The organism is Lonsdalea quercina subsp. quercina (genome assembly GCF_000688655.1).
Taxonomy (GTDB): domain Bacteria; phylum Pseudomonadota; class Gammaproteobacteria; order Enterobacterales; family Enterobacteriaceae; genus Lonsdalea; species Lonsdalea quercina.
Genome location: NZ_JIBO01000010.1, coordinates 73,443 through 91,520, shown reverse-complemented (window position 1 = coordinate 91,520; position 18,078 = coordinate 73,443). Strand labels below are relative to the sequence as shown.

The following is an 18,078-nucleotide window of genomic DNA, read 5'->3' as shown; positions in this document are numbered from 1 at the left end:
CTGTTTTATCTCTGTTTGCTGGCCAGCACGGCATCGTGCAAGTTCACGCGCTGCCAGAAGTTACCCTCGCTGCTGCCCGACAGCGGATAGCCATCCGCCTCCGCCGTTTTCAGCATCAGCGCGCGACGCTGCTCGGCGCTTAGCTCCGGCAACGGTCCTTCCAACAGGACTTCAGCGCCTTTTGGCACGCTGACCGGACGCGCGGCCACTTTGGAGGCGGGCAGTCCATAGCTCATCGTGAAGCGATAAAGCTGACGCATGGCGGGGTGAGTGTAAGGATCGTCTTTACCCTGCGGCTGCGCGCACTTCGCCAGGCTCATACCACAGGCCTGTTCCAACGCGGTACGCATCTGAGCTTTGGCCTCTGTGAACAGCTTCTTGTACTCCGGATCGTTCATCAGCGTGGCAATCTGATTCTCCGCCGTCATACGGCCGCCCATCACATCCAGCGGATAATGCACGCCCAGCACAACGCGGGAGTAACCGTAGGTCGCCGCACGGTCAATCAGCGGAACGAAGCGCTCAGGCAACATTTCCGCCAGCAGCAACGCATCATTGTAGCCGCTATTGGTGTGGCCGCTCGGGAACGCATCGCCCGAGGCGGTGTAAGGTACGGAATCATTGACGACCGCCGTATCCGGCACCAGATGGACCGCGTTTCCCGGCCGTTTAAACGGACGTGGATAATGGTAAAACTGTTTCGCCGGAGACGTGCTGACGGCGCTGGCCTTGATCAACGCCGCGGCTTTGCCCATCTCACCACGCTGATAAACGTCGATAAAGGCATTGCCTAGCCTCGGTCCAAGCGCTTCCGCCAGCGCGTAAAAATAGCGGATGTTCTCCGCATCGATCAGCGCCTTTTGCCGCAGGGCGTCTGAGGCATCCTGATTGATTCGCTCCACCGTAGCGCGATTTTGACGCAGCAACGTCGGCGTCAGCGAGTGGAACGCCGACAACAATTTGATACTGTCTTGCTCCCGCGCATTCTTCTGGAAGTCATAGTCTGCGGTTTTCAGCCACGCCATATCTGCCTGCGGTGACTGCTGTTGCGCACTCTCCAGCTGCGCCCGGGTCAGCGCCTGCGCGTTGCCGCGCAGCATGTCCTGCAAATGCGTTTGCACCCGCTTTTCGAGCGCGACGTATTCCGAGCTGGCGTTGGCTGCGGTGGTGGATTGAACCTCTATCTTCGCCACATGCAGCGTAGGTTCAGGTAAGGCGGCCGCCGCCTGAGAGAGCGTTAACGCACAGCCAACGGCGACGAAGAGAGAAGAATAGCGCATGTTATTTCCTTGCATTTCAAATAGAAGGTCAGCCGTCTTTCCCGGCATAGAAAAAACGACGCAGAAAATTTACATGGCAAACAGCCTAGATCGTCATTGTGACCGTCCCGTGACAAGGCCGACATTTCGGCCATCTGCGATACGCCGTCATCGCGTGGCGCGGCTTGGACAAAGTCTCACAAAAAGGCCAGCCTTACGGGTTGTAAGGCTGGCCGACACGACGGAAATGACGCCGGGGAGGATGGCAATAGCCACGCGGGGGGACCGTTATTTCACGACCGGGTACTCGCGTTCAATTTCAGCGGCAAATGCCTGACACATCGTCGCATCGCCCTGGCGATTATCCGCCAGCACCCGCTCGCCGTCGACGACGCGGATATGCGCCTGCAAATCGAAATCCGCCGCTGGCTGCGGACGCGCCGCTGCTGATGTCATCATCTCCTGCGCCTCCTGCCACGCCTGCTCCACCGTCATGTTGCACGCCTGAGCCAGATAGTCAGGGTTGAATCCCTCGCCCGTCAGGCTGCGCAGTGTCTCATCGTGGCTGACGCTGTTGCCCGGCTGCCAGTAATGGCGGGCCAGATCCGGGCCGATAGCGGGGNTATCCGTCAGGTAGCCATCGCGACGCAGGAAAAAGGCCCGCGTCTGCTCGACGGCCATCAGCGCCAGCAAATAGCCCTGATACGAACACGCCGACTCCATCGACAGCAGATGCGGAATGGCTATCGTCGGACGCGGACTGCCTTCAATACCGATGATGCGTTGTTCCGTTTCCCGCGCCAACCGGGTGATGGCCTCCGGCGTCAGCTGCGCATCCTCCCATTGATAAAGCTGCCACTCGAAGTAAGGCACCAGCAGGATGTGACGCTCGTTGAAGGCGCGCATCGGCTGGCGCGTGCGGATGTCTTCCTGAATCAGCGCGTCGGGGATCGTCTCACCGCTGCGGCTGCGAGCATAACGTTTCAGCCAGTCGGCATCCTGCAACAGACTATCGCAGAACATGGACTGAGTTTCCGCATACGCCATAGACGTGGGCGGGTACTCCTGCGCGAAGCACGGCGCGTTTTGACGGATATTGGCGAAGTGCGCGGCGTGCCCGCCCTCATGAAACAGCGTATTGATCCCGTGCGCCCCGCTGCCGATCTGATCCGGTTTCGCCAGGCTGGTAAAATTGATACGCGCCGGGATCCACTGTCCCTGATTCACGAACGGCGGCACAGGCTGATGCATGAAGCCGTTCTCATACTTGCCTTTTCTCACCAGCAGGTCGAGGTTCAACACCGCACCGTTGAAACCGATATGCAGCCGTTTGAAGCTGTCGACCCAACGCGCCAGCGAAGCGGCGAAGGGGAAATAGGGATCCAGCTGACGCGTCACGTCGCCTGCGCTGGCGTAGCGTATGTTCCACGGCGACAGCGCTTCCGCGCCCTTTTCCGCCGCCAGCTGTTCCAAACTGCGCTGATTGGCGTCACGCGTCTCAGCTTCGAAACGGTCGAGAATAGTGAACAGCTGCTCCGGCGTCATACGCTCGGTTTTGTTCACCTTGTAGTCGAAATAGTTGCGATAGCCCATCTGTCGGGCAAAGCGGTTGCGCAGCCGGACCAGTTCAGGGAACCCATTGTTCAGCAGCCACTGCTCCAGATCGCGCAGCGCCTCCTGCGAGCTGCGGCGATAGCTTTCGTTATCATTCGTCGCCTGATTGGTCAGCAACTCGCCCAGCGACGCGGAGACACGTTCGCCGTCGGCGTTCAGGTGAGTAGGTTGATAGGTCTGACGACGCGCGTACAAATCGCTTTCCGCCGCGATCAGCGCCTCCATCAGCGACTGGGCTTCCGGATCTTCAATCACGTTGCAGTCGAAGAAGCGATACCACCCTTGCAGTCCGTGAAGCAGCGCCTGCTGCTGCGCTGATTCAGGTAGCGCCTCCAGCGCCGAGATCTGTTCACGCAGTTCCGCCAGTTTCTGCGGTTGGGCGATAAATCGCTTATAGGCGCTTTCTGCGGCGGAAAATCGCGCCGCCNCCTCATCGTCGCCAATGCCCATATATAGCTGCCAAAACAGGTCTTCTTTCGCCTGATGGACGGCGAGGTAATCGCTATTCAGCGCGTTGAAATAATCCACTATCTGCTGCATGGCTGCTCCTTAACGTCAATGCAGGTTCGGGCGCGGCAGCCGCTTTCCGCTACCGCGCCGCCCTCATCCAATTACTGTGATTGAACGGTCGTTCTCTTCGGAATGAATCTTTCAAGCATAGGACACGGTGGCGGCACGGGCGCGAAGACCCGAGTCGTTCACGACCGNCGGTTACNCCGCCAGCCGCCGTACAACTTCGTCCACGCCCTGCGCCAGTGAATCGATTTCACCGCAGCCGACCAGGCAACAGGCCAGCTGCATGATGATCGCTTGCGGCACCGGTTGCTCGCCCGTCAGACAGGCGGACGTCCACTGCGCTGTCGCGACGGCATCGGAGGAGGCGGGCAATGCCGACCGCTCGATGATCATATCCTGGCGGGCTTGCAACAGGTGCCGCTGCTGGCGATGAATAAAATAGGTTTCAGGAAAGCGCCGGGGATTGGCATAGACTTCGCCCTCAGTGCCCGGCATCAGCAGCGCGCGTCCGTCGATATCTTCAAAAAACGTTCCGACGCGCGCGATATATTCAGGGTGTGACACGCTGGCCAGCCGCAGCGCGGCCGAAGGCGCAAACGGCGTGGCGACTTTCGCCAGCGTATGTGCGCTATTACGTACGCCCATGCGCCAGCGCATATTTAGCTGCTGTTCCATCGGCGGACATAGCACGTCGATAGGCAGGAAAACCAGCTCGCCGCGATCCAACTGCCGTTGCGCCGCCTCCCGAGACTCCGCCGGCGCTAAGCCCATCTCGTGCAGGATGGAACAGGTCGTCACGCGCGTGGGATCGGTTTTGACCCCATGCACCACCACCGGCAGACCCAGCTTATGCAGCAACAACGCCAGCAGCGGGGTCAGATTGGCCTGTCGCCGTGCGCCGTTGTAGCTGGGGATCACCACCGGCAGCGGGCGACCGACCGGCGGCGTCAGTGATAACGTCCGTGCCGTCATCGCCTGATAGAAACCGCGCATTTCCGCTTCCGCCTCGCCTTTGATACGAAAAGCGATCAGCAATCCGCCCAGTTCCAGCTCCGGAACGGCGTCGTTCAGCATCGCCTCATAGAGCGCGCGCGCCGTCTCCTGATCCAGGTCGCGGGCATGATTTTTTCCGCGCCCGACCTCTTTAATGATTTTGGTGTAATCCATGACGTTTCTCAGCGTTAATACGACTCGTTTGCAGCGAAAATAGCATGTTTTGACCGCGTTGAGCAGCGTTTGCCGCGCGACGCACAAGCGAATGCGCGGCGGCTGACCGGCGGCGATGACAGAGAAAATCAGGGCGCGGGCATATCCCGCTGTTCGATAGGGAAGACCGGCAGCGCGGCCAGCAGCTGGGCGCCGTAGCCCTTGGTCAGCAGGCGGCGATCGTAGATGATGATTTCGCCGAAGCAGGTATGGCTTCGAATCAGACGCCCCACCTGCTGGATCAGGCTGAATGACGCGCTCGGCAGACTCTGTACCACGAACGGGTGCCGCTTTAGACTTTTCAGCCATTCCCCCTCGGTCAGGATCACCGGGCTGTCGATCGGCGGGAACGCAATTTTGTGAATATGCACCTGCGAGAGCAGCTCGCCTTTCAGGTCCAACCCTTCGGAGAAGGACTGCAGCCCGATCAACACGCTGGTGTGCCCCTCTTCGACCCGTTGACGATGGAGTTCCACCAGCCGATAACGCGGCTTGTCGCCCTGCACCAACAGCATCAGCCGCAGATCGGCGACCTGGGTCAGAAACTGCTGCATCGCGCGCTGGCTGGCAAACAGCATCAGCATCCCTTTATGCGCGTCGCGCTTTAGCTCGGCGCGGAAAAAACGCGCCATTTCGGCAATATGATCCTCTTCCTGCGCCATCAACGGTTCATAGCTCATTTTGGGGATCACCAGCTTGCCCTGATCACGATGATTAAAGGGCGAATCCAGCGCGATGAACGTATCGCCGTCCTCCTCTCCCAGCCCCGTCAGTTCTTGCAACCGGGAGAAACTGTTCAGCGAACGCAGCGTGGCGGAGGTGATCACCACATGAGACAAGTTGCGCCACAGCAGGCGGTCAAGCTGATCCGAGACGCGGATGCCCGCGCAGTGCAGGTAAAGATGAAGCTGGCCGTCGCGCACTTCCCGCACCAGCCACTTAGAGACCGGCGCCTGTGAGGCCTGTTCCAGCGCGGCAAGCCGCCACAATTTGCTCTGCGACTCGAAGTATCCCAGCAGCCGACTCATGCGCAGCATCGTCTGATGCAATCGCACGACATCATGCTTGCCGGTTTTTTCAGCCAGATCGTTCAGCATATACTCCGTCAGCCCGCGCAGGCTGTCGGTCAGTTTGAACAGGCGGGAACAAAGCTCACGCATCTCATCCGGCAACTTGCCCATCGGGAAGCGGTAGTCCGCCGACGGCGAAGCAGCCGGTAAAAACAGCGTGCTCATACGCTCAAAAGACTGGATCAGCTCGCGGATCTCGGCACAGTGTTCGGCCAGCCGGTCCGGCTGGCTCAGCCGCGGCGGCGATTTGGGAGCAAACTGCGCCAGGCAAACGCCCATCTGCTGGATGAACTGGTCCAGCTGGTGCTGCACCGCGCCAATTGTCACTTCGCCCGACATCTCCAGCGCGTCGCGGGCGACGTCTGGAATATGGTGGCCCTCATCCAGCACCAGCAGCAGGTTTTTAGCGCTCGGCAGGACCGAATCGCTCTCCATGGCCGCCATCACCAGCGCGTGGTTGGTGACCACGACATCCGCGTCTTCAATCTCGCGTCGGGCCAGAAAGAAAGGACAATCGCGATAATAGTGGCAGTTGCGTCCCAGGCAGTTGGCCTTGTCGGTGCTGAGCCGACGCCACAGCCCATCGCTGAGCGTTTTCTGGTGGTGGTCGCGCAGGCCGTCCCACTTGCCGGTGTGCAGATCTTTCTCCAGCTGCGCGCAGGTCTCCCGTTCTTCACGGCTGGACGGCGCCTGTTTTTCATCCAGAAACAGCAGCAAATCACCCTGCGCTTCAGCGTCGGTCGCGAGCACGGACAGGTTGCGCGGGCAGACGTAGCGGCCCCGGCCGAAAGCCGCGGTGAAGGTCAGATCGGGGATAAATTTACGCAGCAACGGCAGGTCTTTGCTGAAAATCTGATCCTGCAACGCCACGTTGGCGGTGCTGACCACCAGCGTCTTCGTCTCCGCTCTTCCCACCGCAATACCGGGGATCAGATACGACAACGTTTTACCTACGCCGGTCGGCGCCTCTATCGCCAGATGACGCGGGTAATCGCCCGCCAACGTGCGTGCGACCTCCGCGATCATCTGCCGCTGAGGCGGGNGAGAAACGAAGTCGGGGATCTGTTCCTGCAAGGCCTTGTACCACTGGCCTATCTGCTGTTTGATTGCGGGGGAAAGGGTCATGCCTGCTCAACATCTGATTTCATTCGGCCCGTATTGTCCCACAGACCTCCCCCCTACGTCAGCCTGTAATGCCGCGACGCGGCTCGACAAAAACGCCAATACGGATTAGGTTGATGAGCCGATTCATTTTCCCTGCCGACCGCCATGCCCCCCATTCGAACCCTGCAACAGCGCTATTGGTTTTCTCCCCAATTCCCGTTTCTGGAATGTCGTTCCACCTGGCAGAGCCGGCAGCCGTATAAAGTGCATAGCCATGCACAGCTGTCCGTCGGCTGTCTGGAACGCGGCAGCACACAATGCCGCGTGGGAGAACAGACTTGTTTGCTCAACGCGGGCGACGTTGTCGTCATTCCGCCGGGCCTGCCGCATAGCTGTAACCCGCTGCCGGGGAAAACCCGCCGCTATCATAGGTGTACCTCAACGCACAATGGTGCGACCATCGGCTCAAAAGAGGTGATAATGACAGCGGATCGCTCATTAGTGACATTGTCACTTACTCATCTGGAGTGCTCTTTCAGCAGATTATGCAGATAATCAGCCGTCTTCACGCGTCACCGTTGGCCGGGATTGAAAGCGCGCTGATGTATTCACAAAACAGGCGGTTCTCTCTCAGCATGACGACGCCTCTCAGCCCGCAGGCGATGAGCAGAACGTTATAGGGTGCTGAGGGTACTGGTATGGGATGTGTCTATCGCCATGCTGATTGCGCGTCCATCGCTGCAACGTCGTCTCGCGGGCTCGATACATTGGCTGGAACGCGGCGCGGGCGTCGTGCTGTTTGGGTTGGGCGCGTACCTGCTGCTCAGGTAAAACCGCGCGCTCAAACACGCTCGCCAAACGCGTCGCTGTTTGAATGTCGAGTGATGACCCCACAAGCCGTCAGCTTGTATCCCCGGGCTGAAAATCTATAATCGCAGAGGACACATAAAAGGATAAGCGGATGAAGTTAAGCAAGCTGTGTGCAATCGGCGTATTTGGGCTGTGTGCGCTGGGAGGGATTGGCGGGGTCATGCTGGTCGGTTATATCGTCCTGACTTCCGGCACCTGACGGTCAGCCGAATGGCGTTTTACGCCCCCTCCTTCCATCACGACGCTGCCCTGAATCCAGAGAGGCATTCAGGGCAGCAGTTTTGACGGCCGCGATTTCCGGCCGCCGCGCTCTAGGTTACAGTAGCGTAAAGCGTTGGCTTTTCACCCGCTGCGAATCTAAACCAATCATCACATCGACATCGCCCGGCTCGACGACCTGTCGCAACTGCATGTTGTAGAACATCAGGTCCTGCGGCGTCACCGTAAAGCTGACGGTCTTCGTCTCTCCCGGCTGCAACATCACCTTGCGATAGCCCCGCAGCTCCTTCACCGGACGGCTTATCGAAGCGACGACATCATGCAAATAGAGCTGTACGACCGTCTCCCCCGCGCGCTTACCGGTATTTTTCACGCTGACGGAAGCCGTTACGGTGCCGTTGCGCGGCATCACCGGACGAGACAGCCGCACGTCGGACACGTCAAACGTGGTGTAGCTCAGCCCATAGCCGAAGGGATAGAGCGGCCCGTTGGCCTCATCATAATAGTGGGACGTGTACTTGCCGGGATTTTCCGGGGTATAGGGACGTCCCGTCGGCAGGTGATTGTAGTAAATCGGGATCTGCCCCACCGAACGCGGGAACGACATCGGCAGCTTGCCCGACGGGTTGTAATCGCCGAACAGCACATCGGCGATGGCGTTACCTCCCTCGGTGCCGCTGAACCAGGTTTCCAGCAGCGCATCCGCCTGCTGGTCCTCGCGCACCAGCGACAATGGCCGCCCGTTCATCAGCACCAGCACCAGCGGTTTGCCGGTCTTTTTCAACGCGTCGATCAGCATTTTTTGGCTGTCCGGCAGCGTGATATTGGCGCGGCTGGAGGCTTCATGCGCCATCCCTTGCGCTTCCCCGACCACGGCGACGACGACATCGGCCTGCTCTGCGGTTTTCACCGCCTCATCCAGCATGACCTGCGGAGTGCGCGGGTCCGTTTTCACCGCCGCTTCATACTGGTTGAGATACTGGACGATCCCCGCATGGTCCGTCACATTGGCGCCTTTGGCGTACAGCAAGCGCGCCCTGTCGCCCACGACGTTGCGCATTCCCTGATATACCGTGACCGACTGTGCGGCGACGCCCGCGGCAGACCAGCTCCCCATGATGTCGCGTTTGCTGTCGGCCAGCGGCCCGATGACCGCAATGGNGCCGCCCTTCGCCAACGGCAGCGTGTTGAGCCGGTTTTTCAGCAGCACCAGACTTTTCCGTGCGACGTCACGCGCATCCCGCCGATGCAGACGGCTTTCCGCGTTGGTGTCGGGCGGGTCAGACTCCGCCGCGCCCAGATGACGGTACGGATCCTGGAACAACCCCATATCGTATTTGACGTTCAGTACCTGACGGCAGGCGTCATCGATATCCCGTTGGCTGACCGCGCCCGTTTTCACCAGTTCGGGCAAATAGCGGATGAAATACTCATCGCTCATGCTCATGCCGATACCGGACTGCAACGCAATGCGCGAAGCGTCGCGCGGGTTGGCCGCCACGCCGTGTTTGATCAGCTCTTTAATCGCGCCGTGGTCGCTGACAGCGATCCCCGTAAAGTGCCACTGGTCCCGCAGTAACTCTTTCAGCAGCCAGCGGTTGGCCGTCGCCGGTACGCCGTTGATGCTGTTCAGGGAGACCATCACGCCGCCGCTGCCGGCATCAATCGCCGCTTTGTAGGGCGGCATATAGTCCTGAAACATGCGCTGCGGGCTCATGTCGACGGTGTTGTAATCCCGTCCGCCCTCCACCGCGCCGTACAGCGCGAAATGTTTGACGCTGGTCATCAGCGAATGGCGCGACGTGAGATCATCGCCCTGAAACGCTTTGACCATGATCCGCGCGATGTCGGCCGTGAGCCAGGTGTCTTCGCCAAACCCTTCGGAGACGCGTCCCCAGCGCGGATCGCGGGTGATATCCACCATCGGCGCCCAGGTCATGTTCAGGCCATCCTCCGTCGCTTCATAGGCGGAAACGCGCGCGGACGTGGCGATGGCGGCCTCGTCCCAGGTAGAAGCCAGCCCCAATGCGATCGGGAAAATCGTGCGCTGACCGTGCACGACGTCATAGGCGAAAAAGAGCGGGATCTTGAGGCGACTCAGCTGCATCACCTGATCCTGCATCGCACGGATATCCTGGCGAGTCACGGTATTGAAGATCCCGCCGACCTGCCCATTGCGGATCATCTCGCGGATGGCGGCCTTGGGATTATCCCTACCGACGCTGATCAAGCGGAGCTGACCTATTTTCTCCTCCGGCGTCATTTTCTTCAGCAGATCATTGACATAAACATCACGTTGTTGCGAAGAGGCGGTTAACGCCGTTGGGGGTGTCGTCGCCGTCTGTGCGGCGGCGGGATGGCAAGCAATTCCTATTGCAATCGTCAGTGAAGTCAGCCATTTCATTATGTTTACGGACCTAATCAATCCCGTTTCAGTCACGCGTGCCAGAACTCAGGATACAGTTGGGGACAGAGGAGTCATCGGCTTTTCCTCCCGAACGACCAGAGGCGATGTTCCAACCTAGCTACCTTGCGGACAATGCGGTTTTTCCGCGCTTAATGATAGTGGATTTCAATACGAAATTTTATCGGGTTGTAGGATAAATAGGAAAATTTACCTGAAAAAACAACGTGTAATAACCGGGAAAGCAGGTACGGGGAGAAGGTAAGAAAGTGTGTCGCCCAACCAAAGCCGGGCGACAAGCTGAAAATGAAAATCGCGTGAGGTTAACGACGGGCGCGCGTCAGCGCCAGGTCCAGCGCCCCCACCAGCCAGTCAATGTCCTGCGTCTGGAATGCCAGCGGCGGACGCAGCTTGAGGACGTTGCCGTACGGCCCGGCGACCGAGGTCAGCACCCGCGCTTCCCGCAGGTGTTCAATCACCGCCAGCGCCAGCGGCTTATCCGCCGCTTTCTTCTCCCGATCGCTGACCAGTTCAAAGCCGATGAACAGCCCCGCGCCGCGTACGTCGCCGACGCACTCGTGACGCTGCGCCAAGGCAGCCAGCTCCTGCTTGAGAAGCGCGCCGACGGTTCTACTGTGCTCCTGCAACCCTTCGTCGCGAATCACTTTCAGCACCGCCTGCGCGGCGGCCATCGACACCGGATTGCCCCCGAAGGTATTGAAATACGGGATCTCGTCGCTGAAGGCGGCCAGCACATCAGCCTTCGCAAACAGCCCCGAGACAGGAATGCCGTTCCCCATCGGTTTCCCCATGGTCACAATATCCGGCACGATGCCGTGACGCGCGAACCCCCAGAACGTGTCGCCGGTCCGGGCGAAACCCGGTTGGACTTCATCCGCGATAAAAATACCGCTGTTGGCATGCACGACGTCGATGGCCGGCTGAAGGAAACCGACCGGGNCCGGCAATACGCCGTCCGATGAAAAGATGGAGTCGGCCAGAAAGCCCGCAAATTTGATGCCATGCGCGGNCATGTCATCGATCTGTTTTTGAATCTCGTTGGCGAACCAGACGCCGAGATCCGGCGCTGCCACCCGGTATCTGTCCGGCGCAGGCACAAGGCGCGTGGTGGCTGCCAGGGGCTGTCCGCTGCCGAGCGCGGGAGACGCGCCCGAGGTCAGGTCGCTGGTGCCGTGGTACGCCTCCTGACTGACAATGATGCCGGTGCCGCCGCTGTAAGCGCGCGCCACGCGGATCGCCAGATCGTTGGCCTCGGAGCCGGTACACATGTACATGGCTTTGGTGATCTCAGGCGGCAAGGTGGTCAGCAGATCTTCGGTGTAATCCAGAATGCGTTCGTGCAGATAGCGGGTATGGGTATTGAGCTGGCTCATCTGCTGTTGCACCGCGTCGATCACGGCGGGATGACAATGACCGATGCTGGCGACGTTGTTGTAGACATCCAGATACTGTTTGCCGCTCGCGTCCCATAGGTACTGGCCCTCGCCGCGCACCAGATGCACCGGATTGCGGTAGAACAGGCGGTAGGATTCACCGAGCACTTTGCTGCGTTTATCGGTAAGTTGGCGGATATCCTGACTCAGCGCGTCGGCGTGTTCCGCTCGAAAGCTGTTGGTATCCATGATGGTTGAACGTGTCGCCATAAAGACTCCCCCTGAGAAATGAGCTGTGGATCAGGTCTACGCCGCCCGCAGGAGAGCCGCACTGAACGATCCGGTAGAGACCACTGTATACCAAAAGCAATAAATTACACAAATGCAAAAATATGCACTATTCTGGTGCCCTCGAATTCACAGCGGCAACTTACCGCGTCTTGCATTTATGCCTTCTTGGCAGAGGAAAACTACGCTTGATTTGTGCTTTTTCCTAAGTCAGGATCAACATATAGAATTATCTATGGCTATATGATTGATACACAGGGGCGTTACGCCGCGTATCCGTCGTACGAAATCCATAAATATGCACAAAAATGCACAACCCAATTTGATAAACTCCTCATTGCGCCTTTGAAAGCCCGCAGAAGGCCGCAAGGCCCCTGTCATAAGGGAGTGCAAANCGCGCCTTGAGTGATATTGTGCGGCCGCCGGGTCCGCGCTTCATTCCGAGGTTCAGTACGGTTTATCCGGCGCAATGGCGGAAGCTCTCCGCCCATTGTCAACACCATCAGTAGGTGCATTACTCTCAGGAAAAGAATCTCATGTTAGAAGAAACGCGGTTGCACCGTATCCGTGCATTACTGTCGACGTTAAACCAGGTCAGTACAGAGCAAATTATTCAACATCTCGGCGTTTCGCGCGAAACGGTACGGCGGGACATTCTTAAACTCGAAGCCCGGGGAATGCTGCGACGCGTACACGGAGGGATCGTCGCCACCGGTCCCGAGCCGGAACCGCCGTTATCGATACGCCGCACGGTACAAGAGAAAGAGAAACAGGCGATAGCCCGCGCCGCGGTGCAGCAACTTCAACCGGGACAAACCATTTTTGTCGATGCGGGAAGCACCACCACGCTGCTCGCGGACGAACTGCTGTCCATGCCGGGGATGACTATCATCACCAACAGCCTGAACGTCGCGCTCAAGCTGACCGCGCAGGAAGCCGAGGACCGTCTGCTGCACGACGTGATTCTACTTGGCGGCCACGTAGAGNCCGCCATTCAAGCCACCAACGGGGCGCAAACGGCCAACGAGCTGCGTCGCTACCGGGCAGACGTCGCCCTGATGTCGCCCGTCGGCATTTCCAGCGCCGCCGGCGCCAGCAGCTTCTCCCACACCGAGGCGGCCATCGCCAGCGCGATGATCGACTATGCCAAGACCTCCATCCTGCTGGCCGATCACACCAAAATCGGAGTCGTCAGCCGTGTGGTCTATGCGCCGATGTCGCAAATCGATAAGGTGGTGACTGATGCCGCGGCCGAGTTCAACCGGGACTTTTCCGCCCTGCAGGCGAGCTGCCAACAGGTGATACTGGCCTGATACCGCGCACAGCAAAATTGGCGCGTTGTGTTGTCAGCGGTCGTAAGGCATAGTGATTTTCCACCCGTGACACCCTATACCCGAATGCTATCTGCTAGTGAGGTTCCGTCATGTATCAGCTGTATATCGCCAATAAAAACTACTCGTCATGGTCGCTACGCCCTTGGGTGCTGTTGCAAGCGCTGGATATTCCGTTTGAGGAAACGCTGGTGCCTTTCTCCCCCGGCATCACTCAGCCCGCTTTCAAGACCTTTTCTCCATCGGGCAAAGTGCCCTGTCTCGTCGATGGCGCGCCGACCGTTTGGGATTCTCTGGCGATCGTGGAATATTTGGCGGAACGGCATGAAGGCGTATGGCCAGAAGACGCCGCCGCTCGGGCATGGGCGCGGTGCGCCTCGGCGGAAATGCATTCAGGATTTTCCACCCTGCGCGAAGTGTGCGGGATGAACTGCGGCATTCGCGTCAAACTGCATGAGTTCACGCCAGCGCTGCAACGCGACATTGAGCGATTGAATCAGTTGTGGGAAGAGGGATTGACCCGGTTCAAAGGACCGTTCCTGGCCGGAGCGCAGTTCAGCGCCGTCGATGCGTTTTACGCGCCGGTGATCTTTCGCGTCCAGACCTATGGCCTGCCGCTAACGCCGCTGGCAAAGCAGTACTACGCGACCCTGTTAAGTCTGCCAGCCCTGCAGGAGTGGCAGGAACAGGCCCGGCTGGAACCGTGGCGGGAGCCGCAGCACGAATCGACATGGGCGGAATACGGCAAGCTAGAGCAGGACGAGCGCAAGGCCGACTGAGTACGACGACCATGAGGCGACGACGACTACTCCTTCTTCGCCGACGTCAGCGCGATGTTCGTTGAGGAACGCTGTGACGAATTTTGTGCAATCGCCTTCTGTTTCTTATAGCTCAACGCGGCGGGCGGCACAGGACTGATCTTGCCGCTCTCCAGCCAGTTGCGCAGCCGGTTGGCATCGGCGAAGTGGGTATATTTGCCGTAAGCATCCAGTACCACCAGCGCGACAGGCCGTTGATTGATGACCGTCCTCATCACCAGACAGTGACCCGCCTCATCCGTAAAACCGGTTTTGGTCAGTTGGATGTTCCAGTCCCGACGGAAGACCAGATGGTTGGTATTACGGAACGGCAGCGTGTAGGCCGGGTTGGCGAAGGGCACCATTTTCTCATGCGTGATGCTCAGTTGACTGAGCATCGGATACTGTCGGCTGGCTACCAACAGCTTGGTCAGATCTCGCGCCGTAGACACATTTTCCGTAGACAGCCCGGTGGGTTCTACATAGTAGGTATGCATCATACCCAGCGAGCGGGCTTTAGCATTCATTGCGGTAATGAACGCCTGATAACCGCCGCGGTAATGATGGGCTAGCGTGGCGGCCGCCCGGTTTTCGGAAGACATCAGCGCCAACAGCAGCAGGTCATGACGGCTCGCTTTGCTGCCGAGACGCACGCGGGAATAGACCCCCTGCATCTCTTTCGTTTGACTGATATCCACCGTCAGCATTTCGTCGAGCGGCTGATTGGCGTCCAGCACCACCAGCGCCGTCATGAGTTTGCTGACGGACGCGATGGGCACGACGACGTCCGGGTTGCTCGAATACAACACCTTGTTATTCAGTAAATCGACCACCATCGCGCTGCCGGAGGCGATCTCCTGATGCGAAGCGGCCGATGACGCGACGACCGTTTTGGCCGCCACCGGCGAGGCGACCCAGACCGATGCGGACATCAGCACCAGACTTAACAGTGAAAGCTGTATTTTTTTATTCATTATTCAGTAGCTTATAAATTGACTTGGCGGAAAAGGTTGGGACGACCCGGGCATTATAGTGTCGGCCCTCACCCTGCGCATCCGGACAGCGGTAAAAGCTTTGTGACAAAGTTTGACAGGCCGCGCGCGGCAGTTCGCCGTATTCAGAGGCAGATTACGCTGGCATGCCCGGACGCATCCCGATAACATCATGCCCGGCTAAACGTCGCCCCGGCGACATCTTCATTTTTCGCCCGAGATCGTCGCTGACGATCGATTGTAATTGTTATTGCGATAGTTAATAATTTATCTCAATAAGGTTAATTTCTTCTCATTATTAGTGGATTGCTTTATGTCCAATGCGCACCCCGTCAAAACCTTTCAACGCCCGAAACTGGAGCTGCCCAATGAGGCGGATAAGCTACTGCTTCACTCCTGCTGCGCCCCCTGCTCCGGCGAAGTGATGGAGGCATTGAGCGCTTCCGGCATTGATTACACCATCTTTTTCTACAACCCGAACATTCATCCTCAGCGGGAGTACCTGATCCGCAAAGAGGAAAACATCCGCTTCGCCGAAAAACACGGCGTGCCCTTCGTTGACGCCGACTACGATGCGGATAACTGGTTTGAACGTGCGAAAGGCATGGAGTGGGAACCGGAACGCGGCGAACGCTGCACGATGTGTTTTGATATGCGCTTTGAACGCGCGGCGCTGTACGCGCATGAAAACGGCTTCCGCGCCATCAGCAGCTCNCTCGGCATCTCCCGCTGGAAAAACATGCAACAGGTCAACCAGTGCGGCATCAACGCAGCGCAGAAATACCCTGACGTGGTGTACTGGGATTACAACTGGCGCAAACAGGGCGGTTCGGCGCGCATGGTCGAAATCAGTAAGCAGGAGCGCTTTTACCAGCAGGAGTATTGCGGCTGCATTTATTCGCTGCGCGATGCCAATAAACACCGTAAATCACAGGGCCGGGATATTATCCGCATCGGAAAACTGTATTACGGCGACGAACCCACTTCCTGATACGTCTGGTACTTCTCTTTATGCTGGCAGACATGTGGACAGAGGGGCAAAAGACTTCGCGCTGCTCGAATGAGAGCAGCGCGCTTTCACTTTGATGAACTAATGCCCCAATAATTGGCGATAAGAGCGATATTCAATATTATCCAACTGCAATCCCAACCTTAGCGCACAATCCTGACATTTCTCGCCCAGACGATCTAAATCCAATTCGTTCTCCGTCATGCAGGATATTCCGACGTAATGCCCCAGCGACTCGATATAATCCAACGTGATTTGAAAAGTATCTAAAAAATAAATACTCCGTGTTTTATTCACTTCGAATACCTGCTGAAATCCCAGTGTTTTCAGCATACTGTCCGTGCGTTCAAACGACTCTACGTTAACCGTCTCGCTGCAGCCGGTACGCGGCCCCCTGACAATCCACAGCTTGATGCCCGACGGCACCATACTTCGTAATAACATGCTGATATTTCTACGACTTAATGATTGTTCCGCCGTATCGTAATAGATATCGCTTTCTTTATTTTCAAACACGAAAGACTCAGGATGGTGGCTAAATAACCGTTCTCGAAACGCGGCAATATCCTGAATACTGAACTTTAACGCAACCTCATATTTTCCTCTGAAATGTTCAATCACTGGCTTCCTCCGTTACAGGCAATCCTGGCTAGAAAATCATTCCCAGAAAGAAACGTGTTTTTTAGTTAATTTGTTCATTGCGGCATTGCCATGAATAACAGCGGTATTTAACCTCAAACGCCTTATTGCAAGCTAAACATCGACGAAAAAAAGCGGCGCTGACCTCCGCGCCGAATAAGGCATGGAGACAGGCTGCTGTGATGGCGCATTTGTACGCGCTATGAATATCGCGGCTATTATCAACAAAAGTCTGACTTTGCGCTAATGACGTCTGGATATAACGATCTAGGTAGAACGCCTATCACGAGAAAAAGCGAATTTAGGTCATCTTTGGGGAAACACCTTACAACGGGGTTGAAAAGACTCGCTGACAGGTTAGAAAAGATTAGTGTGCGGCATCGATAACGCGAGCGATGGCGACGGAGGACGTCAGCGCGCGGACTTCGGCAAACAGTCCGGCGGCTTCGTCGTACTCTTTGCGCAGGTAGCCAAGCCACTGTTTAATCCGCGCGACATGATACATGCCGGTATCGCCCTGCTTCTCCAGTCGCACGTATTTTTGCAGGAGCCGAACCACGTCCGGCCACGGCATGCGGGGTTCGTTATATTTGATCACCCGACTCAGGTTCGGTACGTTCAATGCTCCGCGGCCCAGCATCACCGCGTCGCATCCCGTTGCCTGCATGCAGGCCTGCGCGCTGGCATAATCCCAGATTTCGCCGTTGGCGATCACCGGGATGGACAGCCGCTGGCGGATTTCGCCAATCGCGTCCCAGTTGATGCGTTCCGCCCGATAGCCGTCCTCTTTGGTGCGCCCGTGCACCGCCAGTTCAGTGGCCCCCGCCTGCTGCACCGCATCGGCGATTTCGAAGCGGTGGCTATCCGACGCCCAGCCCAGCCGGACTTTCGCCGTCACCGGCATCGTCTCCGGCACCGCGGCGCGCATCGCTTTGACNCCCTGATAAATCAGTTCCGGATCTTTGAGCAACGTGGCTCCGCCGCCGCTGCCGTTCACCAGCTTCGACGGACAGCCGCAATTCAGATCGACGCCGTAGGAGCCTAGCTCCACCGCACGAGCCGCATTTTCGGCCAGCCACTGCGGATACTGCCCCAGTAGCTGAACGCGCACCCGCGTACCTGACGGCGTGCGGCTGGCATGTTGCAGTTCAGGACACAGGCGATAAAAGGATTTAACCGGCAGCCGTTGATCGACCACGCGCAGGAATTCCGTAATACACAGGTCGTAGTCATTCACTTCAGTCAGGAGTTCGCGGACCAGAGAGTCCAACACCCCTTCCATCGGGGCCAGCAGCACGCGCATAGATATCATTCAGCTCAGATCAATTCGGCCCGCAATGGTACTGTCAGCGGACAAGACAACGCA

The 18,078-nt window shown here is 58.0% G+C and carries 15 protein-coding genes; 6 read left to right on the top strand and 9 right to left on the bottom strand.

Features of this window, described 5'->3' with window-relative positions; all coding sequences use genetic code 11:
* Nucleotides 1-5 precede the first annotated feature (5 nt).
* From RZ35_RS11080 to dinG, 4 genes are all read right to left on the bottom strand, one after another.
* Nucleotides 6-1,280 carry an acid phosphatase gene (locus RZ35_RS11080; RefSeq protein WP_026743366.1) on the bottom strand — a complete coding sequence of 425 codons (1,275 nt, stop codon included), beginning with the start codon at nucleotides 1,278-1,280 and terminating at the stop codon, nucleotides 6-8.
* 267 nt (nucleotides 1,281-1,547) lie between these two features.
* Nucleotides 1,548-3,413 carry a M3 family metallopeptidase gene (locus RZ35_RS11075; protein WP_026743365.1) on the bottom strand — a complete coding sequence of 622 codons (1,866 nt, stop codon included), beginning with the start codon at nucleotides 3,411-3,413 and terminating at the stop codon, nucleotides 1,548-1,550.
* Nucleotides 3,414-3,584: 171 nt separating this feature from the next.
* Nucleotides 3,585-4,556 (bottom strand): DNA-binding protein YbiB, encoded by a 972-nt coding sequence (gene ybiB / locus RZ35_RS11070; RefSeq protein WP_026743364.1) that lies wholly within the window; start codon nucleotides 4,554-4,556, stop codon nucleotides 3,585-3,587.
* A 128-nt stretch (nucleotides 4,557-4,684) separates the two neighbouring features.
* On the bottom strand, nucleotides 4,685-6,790 hold the full coding sequence (dinG, locus tag RZ35_RS11065) for an ATP-dependent DNA helicase DinG (protein WP_026743363.1): 2,106 nt from the start codon (nucleotides 6,788-6,790) through the stop codon (nucleotides 4,685-4,687).
* 144 nt (nucleotides 6,791-6,934) lie between these two features.
* Here dinG and RZ35_RS17380 point away from each other — a divergent pair, with 144 nt between their 5' ends.
* The 3 genes from RZ35_RS17380 to RZ35_RS18335 all read left to right on the top strand — a co-directional run bounded on the left by RZ35_RS17380 (nucleotide 6,935) and on the right by RZ35_RS18335 (nucleotide 7,838).
* The gene (locus RZ35_RS17380; protein WP_071999791.1) at nucleotides 6,935-7,324 is read left to right on the top strand and encodes an AraC family ligand binding domain-containing protein; all 390 of its coding nucleotides are present in this window, start codon (nucleotides 6,935-6,937) and stop codon (nucleotides 7,322-7,324) included.
* Nucleotides 7,325-7,450: 126 nt separating this feature from the next.
* Complete coding sequence (locus RZ35_RS17980) at nucleotides 7,451-7,600, top strand: hypothetical protein (protein ID WP_157755383.1); 150 nt, start codon at nucleotides 7,451-7,453, stop codon at nucleotides 7,598-7,600.
* Between the two features lie 130 nt (nucleotides 7,601-7,730).
* Nucleotides 7,731-7,838, top strand: coding sequence for a membrane protein (locus tag RZ35_RS18335; RefSeq protein ID WP_026743361.1), 108 nt, complete (start codon nucleotides 7,731-7,733; stop codon nucleotides 7,836-7,838).
* A 117-nt stretch (nucleotides 7,839-7,955) separates the two neighbouring features.
* Here the strand turns inward: RZ35_RS18335 and bglX are convergent, their stop codons facing one another.
* Complete coding sequence (gene bglX, locus RZ35_RS11050) at nucleotides 7,956-10,262, bottom strand: beta-glucosidase BglX (RefSeq protein ID WP_026743360.1); 2,307 nt, start codon at nucleotides 10,260-10,262, stop codon at nucleotides 7,956-7,958.
* A gap of 323 nt (nucleotides 10,263-10,585) precedes the next feature.
* Complete coding sequence (locus RZ35_RS11045) at nucleotides 10,586-11,926, bottom strand: aspartate aminotransferase family protein (RefSeq protein ID WP_026743359.1); 1,341 nt, start codon at nucleotides 11,924-11,926, stop codon at nucleotides 10,586-10,588.
* A 554-nt stretch (nucleotides 11,927-12,480) separates the two neighbouring features.
* Between RZ35_RS11045 and RZ35_RS11040 the strand changes: the two genes are divergently transcribed.
* Nucleotides 12,481-13,257 carry a DeoR/GlpR family DNA-binding transcription regulator gene (locus tag RZ35_RS11040; protein ID WP_026743358.1) on the top strand — a complete coding sequence of 259 codons (777 nt, stop codon included), beginning with the start codon at nucleotides 12,481-12,483 and terminating at the stop codon, nucleotides 13,255-13,257.
* 110 nt (nucleotides 13,258-13,367) lie between these two features.
* Complete coding sequence (locus RZ35_RS11035) at nucleotides 13,368-14,054, top strand: glutathione S-transferase family protein (protein WP_026743357.1); 687 nt, start codon at nucleotides 13,368-13,370, stop codon at nucleotides 14,052-14,054.
* A 26-nt stretch (nucleotides 14,055-14,080) separates the two neighbouring features.
* Here the strand turns inward: RZ35_RS11035 and pbpG are convergent, their stop codons facing one another.
* Nucleotides 14,081-15,046, bottom strand: a complete 966-nt coding sequence (gene pbpG, locus RZ35_RS11030) for a D-alanyl-D-alanine endopeptidase (RefSeq protein ID WP_026743356.1) — start codon at nucleotides 15,044-15,046, stop codon at nucleotides 14,081-14,083.
* A 331-nt stretch (nucleotides 15,047-15,377) separates the two neighbouring features.
* Here pbpG and RZ35_RS11025 point away from each other — a divergent pair, with 331 nt between their 5' ends.
* Complete coding sequence (locus RZ35_RS11025) at nucleotides 15,378-16,055, top strand: epoxyqueuosine reductase QueH (protein ID WP_026743355.1); 678 nt, start codon at nucleotides 15,378-15,380, stop codon at nucleotides 16,053-16,055.
* 99 nt (nucleotides 16,056-16,154) lie between these two features.
* Here RZ35_RS11025 and cyaB read toward each other — a convergent pair whose 3' ends face one another.
* Both cyaB and dusC read right to left on the bottom strand, forming a co-directional pair.
* Nucleotides 16,155-16,694, bottom strand: a complete 540-nt coding sequence (gene cyaB, locus RZ35_RS11020; protein ID WP_026743354.1) for a class IV adenylate cyclase — start codon at nucleotides 16,692-16,694, stop codon at nucleotides 16,155-16,157.
* A gap of 385 nt (nucleotides 16,695-17,079) precedes the next feature.
* Nucleotides 17,080-18,015, bottom strand: coding sequence for a tRNA dihydrouridine(16) synthase DusC (dusC, locus tag RZ35_RS11015; protein WP_026743353.1), 936 nt, complete (start codon nucleotides 18,013-18,015; stop codon nucleotides 17,080-17,082).
* Nucleotides 18,016-18,078: the final 63 nt, after the last annotated feature.